We start from the raw sequence: 21000 nt of genomic DNA on the forward strand, positions 1-21000 counted from the left end.
TTTATTTGACCAGTGTACGCCACTCTGGGTGATCCGTTGTCTTGCCGGTCACCAGGTCGAAATAGGCTTTTTGCAGTTTTTCGGTGATCGGGCCACGGCGGCCGATCCCGATATGACGCCCGTCGACTTCGCGAATCGGCGTCACTTCAGCGGCAGTGCCGGTGAAGAACGCTTCGTCGGCGATATACACCTCGTCGCGGGTAATGCGTTTTTCAACAAACTTGTAACCCAGCTCGGTGGCCAGAGTCAGGATCGTGCTGCGGGTGATGCCGTTCAGGCAGGCCGTCACGTCCGGGGTATAGATCACGCCATCCTTGACCAGGAACACGTTCTCGCCCGAGCCTTCGGCCACAAAACCTTCCGGATCCAGCAACAGCGCTTCGTCGGCACCGCCGGAAATGGCTTCCTGCAGGGCCAGCATCGAGTTGATGTAATGACCGTTGGCCTTGGCCCGGGTCATGGAAATGTTCACATGATGGCGGGTAAAGGAGCTGGTTCGCACCTTGATCCCGACTTCCAGGGCTTCGGCGCCCATATAGGCACCCCAGCTCCACGGTGCAATTATCACGTGCACCTTGAGGCCGGTGGCACGCAGGCCCATGGCTTCGGAACCGTAGAACACCATCGGGCGGATGTAGGCGCTGTCGAGGTTGTTTTCACGCACCGCTACGCGGGTCGCTTCATTGATTTCGTCTTTGCTGAACGGGATCTTCATGCCCATGATGTGGGCCGAATCGAACAGGCGGTCAGTGTGCGCCTGCAAGCGGAAAATCGCCGCGCCCTGCGGAGTTTCGTATGCGCGCACACCTTCAAACACGCCCATGCCGTAGTGCAATGTATGGGTCAGCACATGGGTGGTGGCATCACGCCACGGCACCAGCTTGCCGTCATACCAGATCACACCATCACGATCAGCCATCGACATCATTACGCTCCTCAAAGAATCCAGCACCCGCACCACGAGGCGTCAGGCAAATTGGACGGGGCTTATGGACCCGCCGGATACGTTCTTACAGCTTTAACTCTGTGTGTGAGCCAGCAACCTAGCTCAATCCTAGCTCGGACCAGATGCGTCGCACGTGTTGACGCTCGACGACAAATTGATCCCCCGTGACCACCCCGGCCTCCTTTTGCAAGGCTTGGCGGTGGGCGACGGCGCGAAAGGCCTTGTAAGCCTCACGCAACAGGCTGGCATCGGTGGCGGGCATCAGCCCGACCTGCTCCAGCCCTTCCAGAATGCGGATATTGTCGGTGTAGCGCAGTAACGCCGGGTGTTCCCTGGACCACGCCAGGGCCGCGTATTGCACCATAAATTCAATATCGACGATACCTCCGGCGTCCTGCTTAAGGTCGAATGGCACAGTGGCCTCATAGGCATTTTCGGCAGTGCCTGCGGCGGTTATCCGCGTGCCAAGGTTGTCCCGCATCTTGGCCCGCATCTCGCTGACCTCCTGGCGCAAGGTCGGCAAATCCCGCTCGCGGCCCAATACGCTGGCACGCACCTGCTCAAACGCCGCGCCTACTTGTTTGCAGCCCACCAGCACGCGGGCGCGCACCAGTGCCTGATGCTCCCAGGTCCAGGCTTCGTTTTCCTGATAACGCTCAAAAGCCCCGAGCGAGCTGACCAGCAACCCCGAAGCGCCTGACGGGCGCAGACGCATATCGACCTCATACAGTTGCCCGGAGTTGGTCTGCGCCGTGAGCAAATGGATGATCCTTTGACCCAGGCGGGTAAAAAACTGCGCGCCGTCGATGGGCTTGGCGCCATCGGTTTCGGCATTCGGGTCACCATCGTGGATAAACACCAGATCCAGATCCGAGCCATGCCCCAGCTCGATGCCGCCGACTTTGCCGTAACCCACAATAATAAAGCCGGGGTCACACAGGCTGCCGTCGGTACGCTGCGGTGTGCCGTACTTGGCCACGGTCTGGCGCCAGGCCAGTGCCAGCACTTGCTCCAGAATCGCCTCGGCCAGCCAGGTCAGGTAATCGCTGACTTTCATAAGAGGCAAGCTACCGGCGATTTCGGACGCAGCGACTCGCAGGCGGTGGGCCAGCTTGAAGTTTCGCAAGGCCTCCATCTGCTGCTCCAGGTCATCCTCGGGGATGCGCGTCAGGCGCTCACGCAACTCGGCGGCCAGCTCAGGGGCCAGCGGCGGCTTGAACAAACGGCGCTCGTTGAGCAACTCGTCGAGCAGCAACGGGAAACGGGTGATCTGCTCGGCGATCCACGGGCTGGCCGCACAGAGCGTCAGCAAACGGCGCAGGGCGTCAGGGTTTTCGGTGAGCAACACTAAATAAGCAGAACGCCGGGCCACCGCCTCGACCAGCGGCAACACGCGCTCAAGCACCAGATCGGGGTTGGCGTGCTCAACGGCCTGGGCCAGCAATCTCGGGATAAAGGCGTCCAGACGCTCGCGCCCCAAGCGCTGCATGGAGCGCAGCTGCGGGCTTGAACGCAGGGCGGCCAGTTGTTTCAGGGCTTTGGGCGCGTCGACAAATCCGGCCTCTTCAAGCTGGACACAGGCTGCAGCATCGTCCTGGACCTCTTCCCACAGCGGCAACCACTCACCGCCGACAATCAGCTCGCCTTCGTCGATGACCTCTTCTTCATCAGGGTCGGCAATGACCTGGCGGAAATGCCAGTCGATACGCCCACGCCACGCCATCAATTGCTCATGGAATGCCGCCCAGTTGTCAAAACCCATCATAAAAGCGATGCGGGCCTGATCCTGCGGGGTATCGGGCAGCATTTGGGTCTGCCGGTCGGCAATGGCCTGGATCGCATGCTCGGTGTAACGCAGAAATTCATACCCTTCGCGCAGCTCGCTGACCACCTCTACAGGCAAATAACCCTGGCCTTCCAGAATGGTCAGGACTTTGAGCAGCGGTCGTTGTTGCAGGCTGAGGTCACGGCCGCCGTGAATCAGTTGAAAGGCCTGGGCGATGAACTCGACTTCACGAATCCCGCCTGCCCCCAGCTTGATGTTGTCGGCCATGCCTTTGCGTCGCACTTCCTGCTGGATCAGCTGTTTCATGGTGCGCAGTGCTTCAATCGCCGAGAAATCGAGATAGCGACGATACACAAACGGACGCAACAGGCTGAGCAACTGTGCGCCCATCACCTGATCACCGGCCACGACCCGGGCCTTGATCATCGCGTAACGCTCCCAGTCGCGCCCCTGATCCTGGTAATACTGCTCCAGCGCGTTGAAGCTCAACACCAGCGCACCGGATGAGCCATAAGGGCGCAGACGCATGTCGACGCGAAACACAAAACCGTCGACGGTCATCGGGTCCAGTGCCTTGATCAGGCGCTGGCCCAGGCGGATAAAGAACTCCTGATTGTCCAGCGGGCGCTTGGCCCCCACGGTTTCGCCGCCCTCGGGGTAGGCAAAGATCAGATCGATGTCCGAGGACAGGTTCAGCTCTACAGCGCCGAGCTTGCCCATGCCCAGGATCACCATTTCCTGTGGCTCGCCACTGCGGTTGCCCACGGGGGTGCCAAACTGCTGGCAATGCCGTTGATACAACCAGCGGTAGGCCTGATCGATGCTGGCATCGGCCATGTCCGACAGGTCGCGACAGGTTTCGATCAGGTCGGCCTGACGATTGATATCGCGCCAGATAATCCGCACTTGCTGCCGGGTACGCTGACGGCGCAGTGCGCGGCCCAGTTCGTCATCACTGGTTGCGGCCTGCGCCGCAGCAGCAATCTGCCCACACAACTCGCCGGGGGCGAAGGTGCAGTCCAGCTCACCTGAGCGCGCCAGCTCGAGCAACATCAAAGGGTCACGCAAAGACTGTTCTATAAAGAAGTCGCTGGCCGCACTGACCCGGCTGAACGCCGACCAGCGCTCGGGCGACCAGTCATCGAGCCCGTACCCGCCCTCTAGCCCGGCGACTGCCGCGCGCCACGACTGCTCGGCACGGCTGGCCAGTGGCTGTAAAAGACCGGGAATTGGAGCTAGCGACGGGAGGCTCATGGTCTATCCTTGATCGGCTATGGTGTTGCCGAGTACGGTGACAGGAAGAAACAGCGGTTTAATCCGACTGTCGAACAAAGGTTATAAATAGCTGCAAGATCATTTTGTTTAGCATAAAGCCTGCTAAATACCGACTGCCTGCAGATAAAAGCACCAACAATATCGATTTTTCGCACAACGAAACAGGTGGCCATCAGGACCATTCCTGTAGTTTTACTACTGCATGACACACTCGAAAGGCTGAAATGGCCGACGATTTGTAGTAAAACTACACGCCGCTGGAATCAACCTCCGGCCATCCAAGAATTTATGTCGTCTGCCCACAAGGCCAGTCGCAAACTCAGGCAACCGATTCTGGAAGCCTATCCGCCCTGGAGCAAGCCATGCAAGACCTCGATCCCGTCGAAACCCAGGAATGGTTGGACGCCCTGGAATCGGTTCTCGACAAAGAAGGCGAAGACCGCGCTCACTATCTGATGACCCGTATGGGTGAGCTCGCTACCCGCACCGGTTCGCAGCTGCCGTATGCCATCACCACGCCTTATCGCAACACGATTCCCGTAACCCACGAAGCACGCATGCCTGGCGACCTGTTCATGGAACGCCGCATTCGCTCGCTGGTTCGCTGGAACGCCATGGCCATGGTGATGCGCACGAACTTGAAAGATTCGGACCTGGGCGGTCACATTTCCAGCTTCGCATCCAGTGCCACCTTGTATGACATCGGCTTCAACTACTTCTTCCAGGCCCCAACCGACGCACACGGCGGCGACCTGATCTACTTCCAGGGTCACACCTCGCCAGGCGTTTACGCCCGTGCGTTCATGGAAGGTCGCATCAGCGAAGAACAAATGAACAACTTCCGCCAGGAAGTGGACGGTCAGGGCCTGTCGTCCTACCCGCACCCTTGGCTGATGCCTGATTTCTGGCAGTTCCCGACTGTATCGATGGGCCTTGGCCCGATCCAGGCGATCTACCAGGCGCGCTTCATGAAGTACCTGGAAGCCCGTGGCTACATCCCTGCAGGCCAGAAAGTCTGGTGCTTCCTGGGCGACGGCGAGTGTGACGAGCCGGAATCCCTGGGCGCAATCTCCCTGGCAGGCCGTGAAAACCTCGACAACCTGATCTTTGTCATCAACTGCAACCTGCAGCGCCTCGACGGCCCGGTTCGCGGCAACGGCAAGATCATCCAGGAACTCGAAGGCGTGTTCCGCGGTGCTCAGTGGAACGTGACCAAAGTCATCTGGGGCCGTTTCTGGGACCCGCTTCTGGCCAAGGACGTCGACGGCATCCTGCAACGTCGCATGGACGAAGTCATCGACGGCGAGTACCAGAACTACAAAGCCAAAGACGGCGCATTCGTGCGTGAACACTTCTTCAACTCGCCAGAACTCAAGGCGATGGTTGCCGATCTATCCGACGACGAGATCTGGAAACTCAACCGTGGCGGCCACGACCCGTACAAGGTCTACGCGGCTTACCACGAAGCGGTCAACCACAAAGACCAGCCAACCGTTATCCTGGCCAAGACCATCAAGGGTTATGGCACCGGCGCCGGCGAAGCGAAAAACACCGCGCATAACACCAAGAAGGTTGATGTTGAAAGCCTGAAGCTGTTCCGCGATCGTTTCGACATCCCGGTCAAAGACGACGAAATCGAAAACCTGCCATTCTTCAAACCGGAAGTAGGCAGCGCAGAAGCCCGCTACCTGAGCGAGCGTCGTGCTGCACTGGGCGGCTTCGTTCCTCAGCGTCGTGCTCTGAGCACCAGCATTCCGACCCCGCCACTGGAAACCCTCAAGGCAATCCTTGACGGCTCCGGCGACCGTGAAATTTCCACCACCATGGCTTTCGTGCGCATCCTGGCGCAGCTGGTCAAGGACAAGGAAATCGGCCCGCGCATCGTTCCGATCATCCCGGACGAAGCCCGTACCTTCGGTATGGAAGGCATGTTCCGCCAGCTGGGCATCTACTCCTCCGTCGGCCAGCTCTACGAGCCAGTCGATAAAGACCAGGTGATGTTCTACCGCGAAGACAAAAAAGGTCAGATCCTCGAAGAAGGCATCAACGAAGCAGGCGCCATGAGCTCCTTCATCGCCGCCGGTACTTCGTACTCCAACCACAACCAGCCGATGCTGCCGTTCTACATCTTCTACTCGATGTTCGGCTTCCAGCGTATCGGCGACCTGGCCTGGGCCGCTGGCGACAGTCGCACCCGTGGCTTCCTGATCGGCGGCACCGCCGGGCGTACCACGCTCAACGGTGAAGGCCTGCAGCACGAAGACGGTCACAGCCACATCCTGGCCGGCACCATCCCGAACTGCCGCACCTTTGATCCGACCTACGGCTATGAGCTGGCGGTGATCATTCAGGACGGCATGAAGAAGATGACCGAAGAGCAACAGGACGTCTTCTACTACATCACCGTGATGAACGAGTCTTACCAGCAGCCAGCCATGCCGGCCGGTGTCGAGGAAGGCATCGTCAAGGGCATGTACCTGCTCGAGGAAGACACCAAGGAAGCGGCTCACCACGTTCAGCTGATGGGCTCCGGCACCATCCTGCGTGAAGTCCGTGAAGCGGCGATCATCCTGCGTGAACAGTTCAACATCGGCGCTGACGTATGGAGCGTTACCAGCTTCAACGAACTGCGTCGCGACGGCCTGGCCGTTGAACGCAGCAACCGTCTGCACCCGGGCCAGAAGCCTAAGCTGAGCTACGTTGAAGAGTGCCTGACTGGCCGTAAAGGTCCGGTTATTGCCTCTACCGACTACATGAAGCTGTTCGCCGAACAGATTCGCCAGTGGGTACCGGTCAAGGAATTCAAAGTGCTGGGCACTGACGGTTTCGGCCGCAGCGACAGCCGCAAAAAACTGCGTCACTTCTTTGAAGTAGACCGTCACTTCGTGGTGTTGGCAGCCCTGGAAGCACTGGCTGACCGTGGCGATATCGAACCTAAGGTGGTGGCAGAAGCCATCGCCAAGTTCGGTATCAACCCGGAAAAACGCAACCCACTGGACTGCTGAGGAGAATATTTGTGAGCGAACTCATTCGAGTACCTGACATCGGCAGCGGCGACGGTGAAGTCATCGAGCTGTTTGTAAAAGTCGGCGACCGTATCGAAGCCGATCAGAGCATCCTGACCCTGGAATCGGACAAGGCGAGCATGGAAATCCCTGCTCCCAAGGCCGGTATCGTCAAGAGTCTGAAGGTCAAGCTGGGCGACCGCCTGAAAGAAGGCGACGAATTGCTGGAACTGGAAGTCGAGGGCGCCGCTGCGGCGCCTGAAGCTGCAGCCCCTGCGGCTGCCCCGGCCGCGGCTGAAAAGCCAGCTGCCGCCCCTGCTGCCGAGGCCCCGGCTGCACCTGCCGCTGCCACCGTCCAGGACATTCACGTCCCGGATATCGGCTCGTCGGGCAAAGCCAAAATCATCGAAATCCTGGTCAAGGCCGGCGATACCGTTGAGGCTGATCAATCCTTGATCACCCTCGAATCCGACAAGGCCAGCATGGAAATTCCATCGCCAGCCGCCGGTGTGGTTGAGAGCATTTCGGTCAAGCTGGATGACGAAGTCGGCACTGGCGACTTTATCCTCAAGCTCAAGGTTCAAGGCGCTGCTGCACCTGCTGCTCCTGCTCAAGCCGCTGCTGCTCCAGCACCGGCCAAAGCTGAAGCACCAGCCGCTGCTCCTGCGCCAGCCGCCAAAGCCGAGGCAGCACCTGCCCCGGCTGCCGCGCCTGCGCCAAAGGGTGGCAAAGTTCACGCAGGCCCGGCCGTGCGTCAACTGGCCCGCGAATTCGGCGTCGAGCTGAGCGCGGTTACCCCGAGCGGCCCGCATGGCCGTATCATCAAGGAAGACGTGCAGGCGCACGTCAAAGCCATGATGCAGAAGGCCAAGGAAGCACCGGCCGCCGGCGCAACCGGTGGTGCTGGCATCCCGCCAATTCCTGCTGTCGACTTCAGCCGTTTCGGTGAAGTTGAAGAAGTGGCCATGACCCGCCTGATGCAAATCGGCGCGTCGAGCCTGCACCGCAGCTGGCTGAACATTCCTCACGTGACTCAGTTCGACCAGGCTGACATCACCGAGCTGGAAGCCTTCCGCGTCGCGCAAAAAGCCGTCGCAGAAAAAGCCGGTGTGAAACTGACCGTACTGCCTCTGCTGCTCAAGTCCTGCGCCCACCTGCTCAAGGAAATGCCGGACTTCAACAGCTCGCTGGCGCCAAGCGGCAAAGCGATCATCCGCAAGAAGTACGTCAACATCGGCTTCGCCGTTGACACCCCGGATGGCCTGCTGGTGCCTGTGATCAAGAACGTTGATCAGAAGAGCCTGCTGCAACTGGCTGCTGAAGCGGCTGCACTGGCTGCCAAGGCCCGTGACAAGAAGCTCACCGCAGACGACATGCAAGGCGCGTGCTTCACCATTTCCAGCCTCGGTCACATTGGCGGCACCGGCTTCACGCCGATCGTCAACGCACCGGAAGTGGCGATCCTCGGCGTTTCCAAGGCAACCATCCAGCCTGTCTGGGACGGTAAAGCCTTCCAGCCAAAACTGATGTTGCCACTGTCGCTGTCCTACGATCACCGTGTGATCAACGGCGCTGCTGCTGCACGCTTCACCCAGCGTCTGAGCCAGTTGCTGGGCGATATCCGCACTATCCTGTTGTAAGCCACATCCCGGCCTTCTTCACCGAAGGCCGGGGTAGCGCACTGTTTTCCGAGCGCCACGCTCGTACCTCAACCCCGCCATTTGGCGGGGCTTTTTTTTGCCTGCGATTTGAAGACCCCCTCACCCCAACACACTCCCGGAGGGAGAGGGGCTTTTCTCACACCCATTGCCCGTCAAGCACTACAACCAGCGCTGAATCCATGAATGGGTCACCCGCCCGGCCACTTCTACCGTTAACCAAAGGAGTTGAACCACGCGATTGTCATCGCCCAAACACCAGAAAGGATTTCGATATGATCTCACCTACAGTTGGCCCGATAGTGGGCTTTACCACCTCACGGCACGCGCGCATTTTTGTGCGCGGCGAAGCCGACAAAAATGGCGCCGTATTCGCCGGCATCCGGCACCGCAAAGCCGGTGACAGCCAATGGTCTGCCGGTGTGTTTTCCAGGCTGAGCCCTGAATTCGACATGTCCGACACGCTGATCTTGAATAACCTGCTCAACGATACCCACTACGAATACCAGGCAGGCTGGTTCACCACCTCAAGCCCGGGGCATACGCCTGAAACAGTCAAACAGATTGCACTGCAATGGCCAGCCACGGTTTACACCTTCAAGACCGACTCAACCACGCGCAACCGCACCCGCCGGTACGTCATAGGATCCTGTCGCTACCTCAGGCTCACGGCAGGCATTCCTTCGGCTCCGCACCTGGGTGATGAAATTTTCGCCAGCATCCACGCCCTGGCCCGCAAGCAAGGCCTTGATGCCGTGGTCATGACCGGTGACCAGGTGTATGTCGACGACCTGAATATTGTCGCCCCGGACAGCGACTACCCGGCCATCACCCGAAAATATCGCGCGGCCTTCGGGCAACCCAATATCCGCTCACTCATGGCCCGCACGCCGACGTATATGATCCTCGACGACCACGAGATCGAAGATAACTGGCCAGCCAATCGCGGCAATGGCGACAGGGCGCTCTACAACAACGCCATGCGCGCTTATGAGGCTTACCAGTGCAGCCACGGCCCGGCTCACGAATTACAGCCAGACGGGCGTATCAATCGTAACTTGACCCGCTATTGGTACACCTTTGCCAACGCTGATATCGACTGGTTTGTCATGGACTGTCGCACCGAACGGATCCTGTCCGGGGGCGACAAACGCATGATCGGCGTCGCTCAGGAACAGGCATTGCTCAAATGGCTGGTCAACAGTTCGGCCAAGGTCAAATTCATTGTCAGCAGCGTTATGTTCATGCCTGATCAACAGCGTGACACTGACGGCTGGAAAGCATTCACGGCACAGCGCAACCGGATCCTCGAGACCATTCGCTCCAACGCCATCAAAAACGTGGTGTTCGTGTCTGGCGATATTCATGGTTCGCTCTGCTGCCATCTGACCCACGACATGAGCCCGGACTTTATCGTACACAGCGTGGTGTCTTCACCCCTGTGCAATACCCGACTGCTGCCGTACGCGAACGTCAGGGACCTGATCGTCAACGCCCCCCTCACCAGCGTTGGTGCAGGTACTTATTCGCTCCAGCTCGACAGTCGAGTGGTCAGCGAAGACAACTTTGCATGCCTGACCATTACCGGCCAACAGCTCAAGGTCGATTTTCACAACAACAAGGGTCGTATCATCGAGTCAGCAACTATTGCGCTTAAATAAGCTCCAAAGCTTATCCATCGGCCTGCAGATATTCGCCGACCGGCCGATAAGCCCTTATAGCACTTAGCCTTTATGTTCACTTGTCAGCACGCTGAGCATGATGCAACCTTGCCGCAAACCACAGAAACAGGGTGATAGCCCGTGCGCAATCCGCATTTGTGAAGCGAGTGCCCTAATGAAAAGCCAGCCTGATGCTGCCCCGCGTATGGCAGCCGAGGTCGTGACCCAGCTCCCCGTGCCTTCCAGGCTCGGTATGCTGCGTTTCGAACGGCTTAATGAAGCCAGCTGGGCCATGCTTTATCTCGACCCTCACTGCGAGCGCCAATTTGGCATGCCCGCTGCGGACTTGTGCGCTCTGGTTGGCTCGCCTTACGCCAGCCTGATGGAACCCCGGGAACGCTATCGCCTGCACGATGCGATCGAGCATCAACTCAGGACCAGCCACCACTACGTTGTGCATTACACCCTGCACACCGCCATGGGTCCGCTGAACCTGATGGAGCTGGGCGAAGCCTACAAGCAGCACAATCGTCATTTTTTGCGCGGTTACCTGTTGGCCATTGAAGACAGCGCTGCCAGCCCTTCGCCCGCCCCGGTGGCCGAACTTGAAACACAAAACAGCCGCCTGCAGATCGCCCTGGCACTCAACCAGCGCACTCAGGCGGATCAACTTCAACATCTGGAGCGCGTGCGTGCCCAGCAGGACCTGATCCTGCGCCTGGCCCGCCATCGCTACAGCCAGCACAATTCGCTGCAAGAAGCCGCCGAGCTGATCACCCGCAGCGCCTGCGATATCTATCAAATCGATGGTGCCAGCCTGTGGAACCTTGAAGGCAACCAGTTGCTGCCGGTTTCGGCCTTTGAGCGCGAAACCCAGGCCCATGTCGCGCAGGACATCTTCGATGCCAGCCTTTTTCCGGACTACCTGGAAGCCCTGCACACCAGTCGCTCGATCGACGCGCCAAACGCCACTCGCGACCCGCGCACCCGCGAGCTGGTGGCCAGCCTGGGACGCCACGAAGCCAATGCCATGCTCGACGCAGGGATTCGTATCGACGGCCAGGTCGTTGGCGTGCTGTGCCTGGAGCAAGTCGGTAAAACCCGAGCCTGGCAGGCGGATGAAATCGCCTTTGCCGGCGAGCTGGCCGACCAGTTTGCCCAGGTCATCAACAACCACAACCGCCGCGCTGCCACCAACGCCCTGCACCTGTTCCAACGTGCAGTCGAGCAAAGCGCCAACGCTTTTTTGCTGGTCAATTGCGACGGTGTGGTGGAATACGTAAACCCCAGTTTCACCGCTATCACCCAATACAGCACCGAAGAAGTACAGGGCCATAAACTGTCCGAACTGCCAGCACTGGAAAATCTCAGCGAGCTGCTGTTCGACGCCCACTCAAGCCTGAGCAAGGGCAACAGTTGGCAAGGCGAATTCAAGAGCAGGCGTAAAAACCTGGAACCCTACTGGGGCCAGATGTCGATTTCCAAGGTGTATGGCGACAACCGCGAGTTGACCCACTACATCGGCATCTACGAAGACATCACCGAATCCAAGCTGGCGCAGCAGCGCATTGAGCGCCTGGCCTACACTGACAACCTGACCAATCTGGGTAACCGCCCGGCCTTTATCCGCAACCTCGATGAGCGCTTCGCCCGCAACAGCAACACGCCGGTTTGCCTGTTGCTGGTAGACATCGACAACTTCAAGCGCATCAATGACAGCCTCGGCCACCAGACCGGCGACAAGCTGCTGATCAGCCTGGCCCGACGCCTGCGCAACAGCCTGAGTGCCAGCGATGGCCTGGCACGTTTTGCCAGCAACGAATTCGCAGTCTTGCTCGACGACACTGACCTGGCGACAGGGCAACAAATTGCCAGCCAGTTGTTGATGACTCTCGATAAACCGATGTTCGTCGACAACCAGTTGATCAGCGTCACGGGCTCCGTCGGGGTGGCCTGCGCGCCGTTGCATGGCCGGGATCCGCAAACCCTGATGCGCAACGCAGGCCTGGCGCTGCACAAGGCCAAGGCCTGCGGCAAGCATCAGGTGCAGGTATTCACTGAAGCCCTGAATGCCGAGGCCAGCTACAAGCTGTTTGTCGAAAACAACTTGCGCCGCGCCCTGACTCAAAACGAACTCGAAGTCTTCTATCAGCCCAAGCTGTGTCTGCGCACCGGGCGACTGCTGGGCATGGAAGCGCTGTTGCGCTGGAACCACCCGAAAAACGGGATGATCCGCCCCGACCAGTTCATCAGCGTTGCCGAAGAAACCGGACTGATTATCCCCATCGGCAAATGGGTTGCGCGCCAGGCCTGCCGCATGAGCCGGCAACTGAGCCTGGCCGGGCTGGGCAATCTGCAAGTGGCGATCAACGTGTCGCCCAAGCAGTTTTCCGATCCGGATCTGGTTGCATCGATTGCCAGCATTCTCAAGGAAGAACAGCTACCTGCTGCGCTACTGGAACTGGAACTGACCGAAGGCTTGCTGCTGGAAGCCACCGACGACACCCGCCTGCAGCTCGACCAGCTGAAAAAACTGGGCCTGACCCTGGCCATGGACGACTTCGGCACTGGCTACTCATCGCTCAGCTACTTGAAAAAATTCCCGATCGACATCATCAAGATCGACCGCAGCTTTATCAAAGACATCCCCGACAACCAGAACGACATGGAAATCACCTCCGCCGTGATTGCCATGGCCCACAACCTCAAGCTCAAAGTGGTTGCCGAGGGTATTGAAACCGCTGCACAGTTGGCATTCCTGCGCCGCCATCGCTGTGATGTGGGCCAGGGTTATCTGTTCGACCGACCTATCCCCGGCAGCGAACTGATAGAAAAGCTCAAACGCTACCCGCGTGGCCCACTGGCCTGACAGCGCTGCAACACTCGGGCACACTAGCAGCCTGACTTCCTACACTCTGACTGAGAGGACATGACACATGGTCTTGCGCTCGGAAATCCTGGTGAATAAAAACGTGCTACCCACTAAAGAACAAGCCCTGCCCGGCCGCGACACTCACGTACAACTGCCGGAAACCCACTACGTCACCGGCCAGCCGCTACTGGGCCCGTTCCCGATGAACGTGGACTTTGCGATTTTTGGCCTGGGTTGTTTCTGGGGCGCAGAACGCAAGTTCTGGGAGCGTGAAGGCGTAGTCAGCACCGTGGTGGGCTATGCAGGCGGTTACACACCCAACCCGACTTACGAAGAAGTCTGCTCGGGCCTGACCGGTCACACCGAAGTGGTGCTGGTGGTCTACGAGCCGGAAGTCGTGAGCTACAAGCAATTGCTGGCCATGTTCTGGGAACTGCACAACCCGACTCAGGGCATGCGCCAGGGCAACGACATCGGCACTCAGTACCGCTCGGTGATCTACTGCACCACCCCTGAACAGCTTGAGCAGGCTCTGGAAAGCAAGAAGGTATTCCAGGCTGAACTGGACAAGGCCGGGCTGGGCACCATCACCACCGAAATCGACCAGGCACCAACGGTGTACTTCGCCGAGGCATACCACCAGCAGTACCTGGCGAAAAACCCGCAGGGCTACTGCGGCATTGGCGGCACCGGCGTGACGTGCCCGATTTGATGTACACCTGCTTGTAGTCGCTGACGAGGCACGAGGCTGCGAAAAGGGCCGAAGGACCTTCAGAAAGCCCGGGCTGCTGCGCAGCCCATCGCAGCCTTCGTACCTCGTCAGCGACTACGGTTTACTCAGCGATCAACCATTCCATCTGCCAGCCACCCTGGGTTTGCCCCAGTTTCTTGGCCAGCCACGGCAGCAGTTCACGCAGTTCTTCTTCCAGCCCCCAAGGCGGGTTGGCAATGGCCAGACCCGAGCCATTGAGACTGTTAGGCGTGTCCAGCGGATGCACGAACAACTCCACCTGGAGCAACTTCGGTGCACCTGAACCTGCCAGATCCTGATAGAAGCGGCGCAGCTGGCGTTTGTCCTTGATCGGATACCAGATCGCTACCACGGTCTGGCGCATGCGGCTGATCGCGTCTTTCAACGATTCAGCGCAGCGCTTCATTTCGTCGAGTTTCTCGAACGGCGGGTCGATCAGCATCAAGCCACGCTTTTCAGCCACCGGCAGCAAAGCACGCGGCACATGCCAGCCTTCGCCCAAATGCACCGCTACGCGGCGGTCACCCTTCATGTTGTCTTTGAGCAACACGCCGTCTTCGGGGTGTTTTTCGTTCAACAGCACGCGGTCCTGGGAACGGGTCAAGCGCCGCGTCCACTCCGGCGAGCCCGGGTAATAGCGCAACTCGCCATCCGGGTTCATCTTGTGCAGCACTTGCATGTAGTCATCAGTCACTGCAGGCAGGTCTTTCTGCCCCCACAACCGTGCAATGCCTTCCAGGTACTCGCCCGTGCGGTTGGCCTGATCGCCCTTGAGGTCGTACAGACCAATACCGGCGTGGGTATCGAGGTAAGCAAAAGGCTGCTCTTTGCGCGACATCAGGGCGATGAGGCGGGTCAAGACGATATGTTTGAAGACGTCGGCATGGTTGCCGGCGTGGAAGGCGTGACGATAGTTCATGGTTGCTCCTGCGCAGGAGCCGAAGTTTACCTTGTACGCAACCTGACGTCAGGTGGCGGGCGGTTTTTCCGAGATACGGTGAGCAACACCCAGGCAAAAAAAAACGGCCCGTCTCACCTGGAGACGGGCCGCTTCTGAACACTTCAGGGTCAGCGCATGCGCTTGCCCGATCAGTGGTTTTGCTGGAAGTCTTTCTCAGCAGCGTCGAAACGCTCGATCATGCCCTTGCTTGGGCCTTTGCCTGCAAGGCTTGCGAGCACGATGGCCAGGCTACCCAGGATAAAGCCCGGGATGATTTCGTACAGACCGAACAGGGCGAAATGCTTCCACACGATCACGGTAATGGCACCGACCAGGATACCGGCCAACGCACCATTACGGGTCATGCCTTTCCACAGTACCGAGATAAGAACAACCGGACCGAACGCAGCACCGAAGCCTGCCCATGCGTAGCTCACCAGACCCAGCACACGGTTCTCAGGGTTGGAGGCCAGTGCGATGGCGATCAGTGCAACCACCAGCACCATGATCCGGCCAACCCATACCAGCTCCAGCTGGGAGGCATTTTTACGCAGGAAGGATTTGTAGAAGTCTTCAGTCAGGGCACTGGAGCACACCAGCAACTGGCAGCTCAGGGTACTCATGACCGCAGCCAGAATGGCCGACAGCAGGACACCGGCAATCCACGGATTGAACAGCAGCTTGGCCAGTTCGATGAACACGCGTTCCGGGTTTTCGGTCACAGGCCCGGCCACTTCAGGGTGTGCCGAGAAGTACGCGATACCGAAGAAACCTACAGCCACCGTACCGGCCAGGCACAGGATCATCCACGTCATGGAGATGCGACGCGCCTTGGCGATCGACTTGACCGAATCAGCGGCCATGAAACGCGCCAGGATGTGCGGCTGGCCGAAGTAACCCAGGCCCCAGCCCATCAACGAGATGATACCGATAAAGGACGTACCCTTGAGCATGTCGAAGTTGCTAGGGTCGTTGGCCTCGATGGCCAGGAACGTGGTGTCCACGCCGCCAGTGGCCAGCAGCACGATGATTGGCGTCAGGATCAGCGCGAAAATCATCAGGGTGGCCTGCACGGTGTCAGTCCAGCTCACGGCCAGGAAGCCGCCGATAAAGGTGTAGGCAATGGTCGCAGCAGCGCCGGCCCAGAGAGCGGACTCATAAGACATGCCGAAGGTGCTTTCGAACAGACGGGCACCGGCCACGATGCCGGATGCACAGTAGATGGTGAAGAACACCAGAATCACGATGGCCGAGATGATTCGCAGCAAACCGCTTTTGTCTTCAAAACGGCTGGAGAAGTAATCCGGCAAGGTCAGTGCATCACCGTTGTGCTCGGTCTGCACCCGCAGGCGACCGGCAACAAACAGCCAGTTCAGGTAAGCACCGGTCACCAGACCGATGGCGATCCAGCTTTCCGACAGACCGGACATGTAGATCGCGCCCGGCAAACCCATCAACAACCAGCCGCTCATGTCGGAGGCGCCAGCGGACAATGCAGTTACAACGCTGCCCAGGCTACGGCCACCGAGAATATAGTCAGAAAGGTTGTTGGTGGAGCGATAAGCCATCAGGCCAATCAGCACCATTGCCGCGATATAGATCACGAACGTGATCAGAGTTGGGTTACTAACACTCATTGATAAAGCCCTGGCATTGTTTTTATGTTTAGCGGCGGTCTGGCCGTACGCTCACAAACGTCCTGTTTGAGACGATTAACCTTGCCGCGCATTTATGACTGATGTTTCCCCAGGAAATCCATCAGCCGATGAACCAATCTTCTGTAGGAGGTTGCACCTTGGGCGCGAATGCTATGCAACAAAGCAAATCAGGTGCAACCAGTTTCTGCGAGCCAAGTTGCACCTTGTCGCCTTTTCGTCTCAATTCGGAGTTTTTGCGCCTTTTCGGAGCAAAGACCCGACCAAACCAAAGAAAAAGCACCACAGCAGCGCACTGATTTCACCCCGCCGGAATATTCCTGACGAAGCGTCGACCAATCGACAAAAAAACGGGTTGCACCTAGTTGCACCCGTTTCTGCGCAGCGCTAATCTGGCCGCCAGCTGCTGCCACGCAAATGTGGCACCCATGAGGATAAAAAAATGGCTACCACCACCCTTGGGGTCAAACTTGATGACCCGACCCGCGAGCGCCTCAAGGCCGCCGCGACCTCGATTGATCGCACGCCACACTGGCTGATCAAGCAGGCAATCTTCAATTACCTGGAAAAACTCGAGGGTGGTGCAACCCTGACCGAGTTGAGCGGCATCCCTGGCACTGCCAGTGATGACGCCGACGAAGTACACGCCGACCACGCGCATCAATGCTTCCTGGAGTTTGCCGAAAGCATCCTGCCGCAATCCGTACTGCGCGCTGCCATCACTTCGGCGTACCGTCGCCCGGAACCCGAAGTAGTGCCCATGCTGCTGGAGCAGGCTCGCCTGCCGGCCCCGATGGCCGAAGCCACGCAAGCCCTGGCTGCCTCGATTGCCGAAAAACTGCGCAATCAGAAGAGCGCCGGTGGCCGTGCCGGTATCGTGCAAGGCCTGCTGCAGGAGTTCTCCCTGTCGTCCCAGGAAGGCGTGGCACTGATGTGCCTGGCCGAAGCGCTGCTGCGTATCCCGGACAAAGGCACCCGCGACGCCCTGATCCGCGACAAGATCAGTACCGGCAACTGGCACCCGCACCTGGGCAACAGTCCGTCGCTGTTCGTCAACGCCGCGACCTGGGGCCTGCTGCTGACCGGCAAGCTGGTCTCGACGCACAACGAAGCAGGCCTGACCTCCTCCCTGAGCCGCATTATCGGCAAAAGCGGCGAGCCGATGATCCGCAAGGGCGTCGACATGGCCATGCGCCTGATGGGCGAGCAGTTTGTCACCGGCGAAACCATCGCCGAAGCCCTGGCCAACGCCACGCGCTTTGAAGCCAAGGGCTTTCGTTATTCCTACGACATGCTCGGCGAAGCCGCACTGACCGAACATGACGCCCAGAAGTACCTTGCGTCCTACGAACAAGCCATCCACTCGATCGGCAAAGCCTCCCACGGTCGCGGTATCTATGAAGGCCCGGGCATCTCCATCAAGCTGTCGGCCCTGCACCCGCGTTACAGCCGCGCCCAGTATGAGCGCGTGATGGACGAGCTGTACCCGCGCCTGCTGTCGCTGACCTTGCTGGCCAAGAAGTACGACATCGGCCTCAACATTGATGCCGAAGAAGCCGATCGCCTGGAAATCTCCCTCGATCTGCTCGAACGCCTGTGCTTCGAGCCGCAACTGGCGGGCTGGAACGGCATTGGCTTCGTGATTCAGGCCTATCAGAAACGCTGCCCGTATGTGATCGACTATGTCATCGACCTGGCGCGCCGCAGCCGTCATCGCCTGATGATCCGCCTGGTGAAGGGCGCGTACTGGGACAGCGAAATCAAACGCGCCCAAGTAGAAGGCCTGGAAGGCTATCCGGTCTACACCCGCAAGGTGTACACCGACGTGTCCTACCTTGCTTGCGCGAAAAAGCTGCTGGCCGTGCCAGAAGCCATTTACCCGCAATTCGCCACCCACAATGCCCAAACGTTGTCGGCGATTTACCACATTGCCGGTCAGAACTACTACCCGGGCCAGTACGAGTTCCAATGCCTGCACGGCATGGGCGAACCCCTCTACGAACAGGTTGTAGGCAAAGTTTCTGAAGGCAAGTTGAACCGTCCGTGCCGTGTATACGCTCCGGTCGGCACCCACGAAACACTGCTGGCGTACCTGGTTCGCCGTTTGCTGGAAAACGGCGCGAACACCTCGTTCGTTAACCGTATCGCCGACCACACCATCGCGATCCATGAGCTGGTAGCCGACCCGGTAAGCCAGATAGAGCAAATGGCTACGGCCGAAGGCGGCTTCGGCTTGCCGCACCCGCGCATCCCGCTGCCGCGTGACTTGTATGGCAGCGAACGTGCCAACTCCAGCGGCATCGACATGTCCAACGAACACCGTTTGGCGTCGTTGTCCTGCGCCTTGCTGGCCACGGCCCACAACGACTGGAAAGCCGCGCCGATGCTCGGTTGCGACTCCAGCAGCGAAACGCCTGCGGCGGTGCGTAACCCGGCCGACCTGCGTGACGTGGTCGGTTATGTACAAGAAGCCACCGTTGAGGATGCCGACAACGCCATCCAGTGCGCCCTGAGCGCCGCGCCGATCTGGCAGGCCACTCCGCCCGCCGAGCGCGCAGCGATCCTGGAACGTGCCGCCGACCTGATGGAAGGCGAGATCCAGCCACTGATGGGCCTGCTGGCCCGTGAAGCCGGCAAGACCTTCGCCAACGCTATCGCCGAAGTGCGCGAAGCCGTCGACTTCCTGCGTTACTACGCGGTACAGGCCCGCAACGACTTCACCAACGATGCCCACCGTCCGTTGGGCCCGGTGGTCTGCATCAGCCCGTGGAACTTCCCGCTGGCAATCTTCAGCGGCCAGGTAGCTGCAGCATTGGCTGCCGGCAACCCGGTACTGGCCAAGCCTGCCGAGCAAACACCGCTGGTAGCTGCCCAAGCCGTACGCATTCTGCTCGAAGCCGGCATCCCGCAAGGCGTGCTGCAATTGCTGCCGGGCCGTGGCGAAACCGTCGGTGCACGCCTGGTGGGCGATGATCGCGTCAAAGGCGTGATGTTCACCGGCTCCACCGAAGTTGCACGGTTGCTTCAACGCAACGTGGCAGGCCGCCTGGATGCTCAGGGCCGTCCTATCCCGCTGATCGCCGAAACTGGCGGCCAGAACGCCATGATCGTCGACTCTTCGGCGCTGACCGAGCAAGTGGTTATCGACGTTGTGTCTTCGGCGTTCGACAGCGCCGGTCAACGCTGCTCGGCTCTACGCGTACTGTGCCTGCAGGAAGATTCGGCAGACCGCGTCATCGAAATGCTCAAAGGTGCCATGGCCGAGTCGCGCATGGGCAACCCTGAGCGCCTGAACGTGGATATTGGCCCGGTGATTGACGCCGAAGCCAAAGCCGGGATCGAGCAACACATCCAGGGCATGCGCGACAAGGGCCGTACTGTTTACCAAATGGCCATTGCCGATATCGAAGAATGCAAACGCGGCACCTTCGTCATGCCGACCCTGATTGAACTGGAAAGCTTTGACGAGCTGGAACGGGAAATCTTCGGGCCGGTGCTGCACGTGGTTCGCTACAAGCGTAAAGACATCGACCAGTTGATCGCTCAGATCAACGCTTCGGGTTATGGCCTGACGCTGGGCGTGCATACCCGTATCGACGAAACCATCGCCAAGGTGGTCAACAACGTCAACGCCGGTAACGTCTACGTCAACCGCAACATCGTGGGTGCCGTGGTCGGCGTGCAACCCTTTGGCGGCGAAGGCTTGTCAGGTACCGGCCCGAAAGCCGGTGGCCCGCTGTACCTGTACCGCCTGCTGTCGACCCGCCCCGGCAATGCAATCGAGCAATCGTTCGCCAAGGTCGATGCTGTGACCGCACCGGACACCCAGGCCCGCGAAGCCATGAGCAAACCGCTTACCGCCCTGCAAGCCTGGGCAACCAGCAACCAGCAGCCAGCGCTGGCCGAACTGTGCAGCGAATACGCCGCACATTCGCAAAGCGGCATCACGCGCTTGCTCAACGGCCCGACCGGCGAGCGCAACAGCTACGCCATCCTGCCGCGCGAACATGTGCTGTGCCTGGCCGAGGTTGAAAGCGACCTGTTGATCCAACTGGCTGCCGTTCTGGCCGTGGGCAGCTCGGCTGTTCTGCCGCAAAGCGAACTGGCCAAGGCCCTGCTGGCACGTCTGCCAAAAGAGGTGCAAGCACGCACCACTCTGGTGGCGGACTGGACCAAGGACGATGTGATCTTCGACGCCGTCCTGCACCACGGCGACTGCGACCAGTTGCGTGATGTGTGTCAGCAAGTGGCGCAACGCGCAGGCGCTATCGTTGGCGTGCAGGGCCTGTCCCAGGGCGAAACCAACATTGCCCTGGAACGCTTGGTGATCGAGCGCGCACTGAGCGTCAACACCGCTGCTGCGGGTGGCAACGCAAGCCTGATGACCATCGGTTGATGGTGTGACAGGGCAATAAAAAACCGGGCACCCGAAAGGTTTGCCCGGTTTTTTT

The 21000-nt window shown here is 59.4% G+C and carries 10 protein-coding genes; 6 read left to right on the top strand and 4 right to left on the bottom strand.

Annotated features, from left to right (window positions below; genetic code table 11):
• Position 1 precedes the first annotated feature (1 nt).
• Together CJU81_RS01060 and glnE are read right to left on the bottom strand one after the other, a co-directional pair.
• Positions 2–925 carry a branched-chain amino acid transaminase gene (locus tag CJU81_RS01060; protein ID WP_095035164.1) on the bottom strand — a complete coding sequence of 308 codons (924 nt, stop codon included), beginning with the start codon at positions 923–925 and terminating at the stop codon, positions 2–4.
• 118 nt (positions 926–1043) lie between these two features.
• Positions 1044–3986 (bottom strand): bifunctional [glutamate--ammonia ligase]-adenylyl-L-tyrosine phosphorylase/[glutamate--ammonia-ligase] adenylyltransferase, encoded by a 2943-nt coding sequence (glnE, locus tag CJU81_RS01065; protein WP_095035165.1) that lies wholly within the window; start codon positions 3984–3986, stop codon positions 1044–1046.
• A gap of 383 nt (positions 3987–4369) precedes the next feature.
• On the opposite strand from glnE, the gene aceE reads away from it, so the two are divergent.
• The 5 genes from aceE to msrA all read left to right on the top strand — a co-directional run bounded on the left by aceE (position 4370) and on the right by msrA (position 13915).
• Entirely contained in the window at positions 4370–7012 is a 2643-nt protein-coding gene (aceE, locus tag CJU81_RS01070; protein ID WP_095035166.1) for a pyruvate dehydrogenase (acetyl-transferring), homodimeric type, read from the top strand.
• An 11-nt stretch (positions 7013–7023) separates the two neighbouring features.
• Complete coding sequence (aceF, locus tag CJU81_RS01075) at positions 7024–8652, top strand: dihydrolipoyllysine-residue acetyltransferase (RefSeq protein WP_095035167.1); 1629 nt, start codon at positions 7024–7026, stop codon at positions 8650–8652.
• 293 nt (positions 8653–8945) lie between these two features.
• Complete coding sequence (locus CJU81_RS01080; protein ID WP_095035168.1) at positions 8946–10331, top strand: alkaline phosphatase D family protein; 1386 nt, start codon at positions 8946–8948, stop codon at positions 10329–10331.
• 175 nt (positions 10332–10506) lie between these two features.
• Positions 10507–13200: a sensor domain-containing phosphodiesterase gene (locus tag CJU81_RS01085; protein WP_095035169.1), complete on the top strand. Its 2694-nt coding sequence runs from the start codon at positions 10507–10509 to the stop codon at positions 13198–13200.
• 67 nt (positions 13201–13267) lie between these two features.
• Positions 13268–13915 (top strand): peptide-methionine (S)-S-oxide reductase MsrA, encoded by a 648-nt coding sequence (gene msrA / locus CJU81_RS01090; protein WP_095000899.1) that lies wholly within the window; start codon positions 13268–13270, stop codon positions 13913–13915.
• A gap of 121 nt (positions 13916–14036) precedes the next feature.
• Here msrA and CJU81_RS01095 read toward each other — a convergent pair whose 3' ends face one another.
• Complete coding sequence (locus CJU81_RS01095) at positions 14037–14873, bottom strand: 23S rRNA (adenine(2030)-N(6))-methyltransferase RlmJ (RefSeq protein WP_095035170.1); 837 nt, start codon at positions 14871–14873, stop codon at positions 14037–14039.
• Between the two features lie 170 nt (positions 14874–15043).
• Complete coding sequence (putP, locus tag CJU81_RS01100) at positions 15044–16531, bottom strand: sodium/proline symporter PutP (protein WP_095028041.1); 1488 nt, start codon at positions 16529–16531, stop codon at positions 15044–15046.
• Positions 16532–16991: 460 nt separating this feature from the next.
• Between putP and putA the strand changes: the two genes are divergently transcribed.
• Entirely contained in the window at positions 16992–20945 is a 3954-nt protein-coding gene (gene putA / locus CJU81_RS01105; protein ID WP_095035171.1) for a trifunctional transcriptional regulator/proline dehydrogenase/L-glutamate gamma-semialdehyde dehydrogenase, read from the top strand.
• The last annotated feature ends 55 nt before the right edge of the window (positions 20946–21000 follow it).

Source organism: Pseudomonas fragi (assembly GCF_002269505.1).
Lineage (GTDB): Bacteria > Pseudomonadota > Gammaproteobacteria > Pseudomonadales > Pseudomonadaceae > Aquipseudomonas > Aquipseudomonas fragi_D.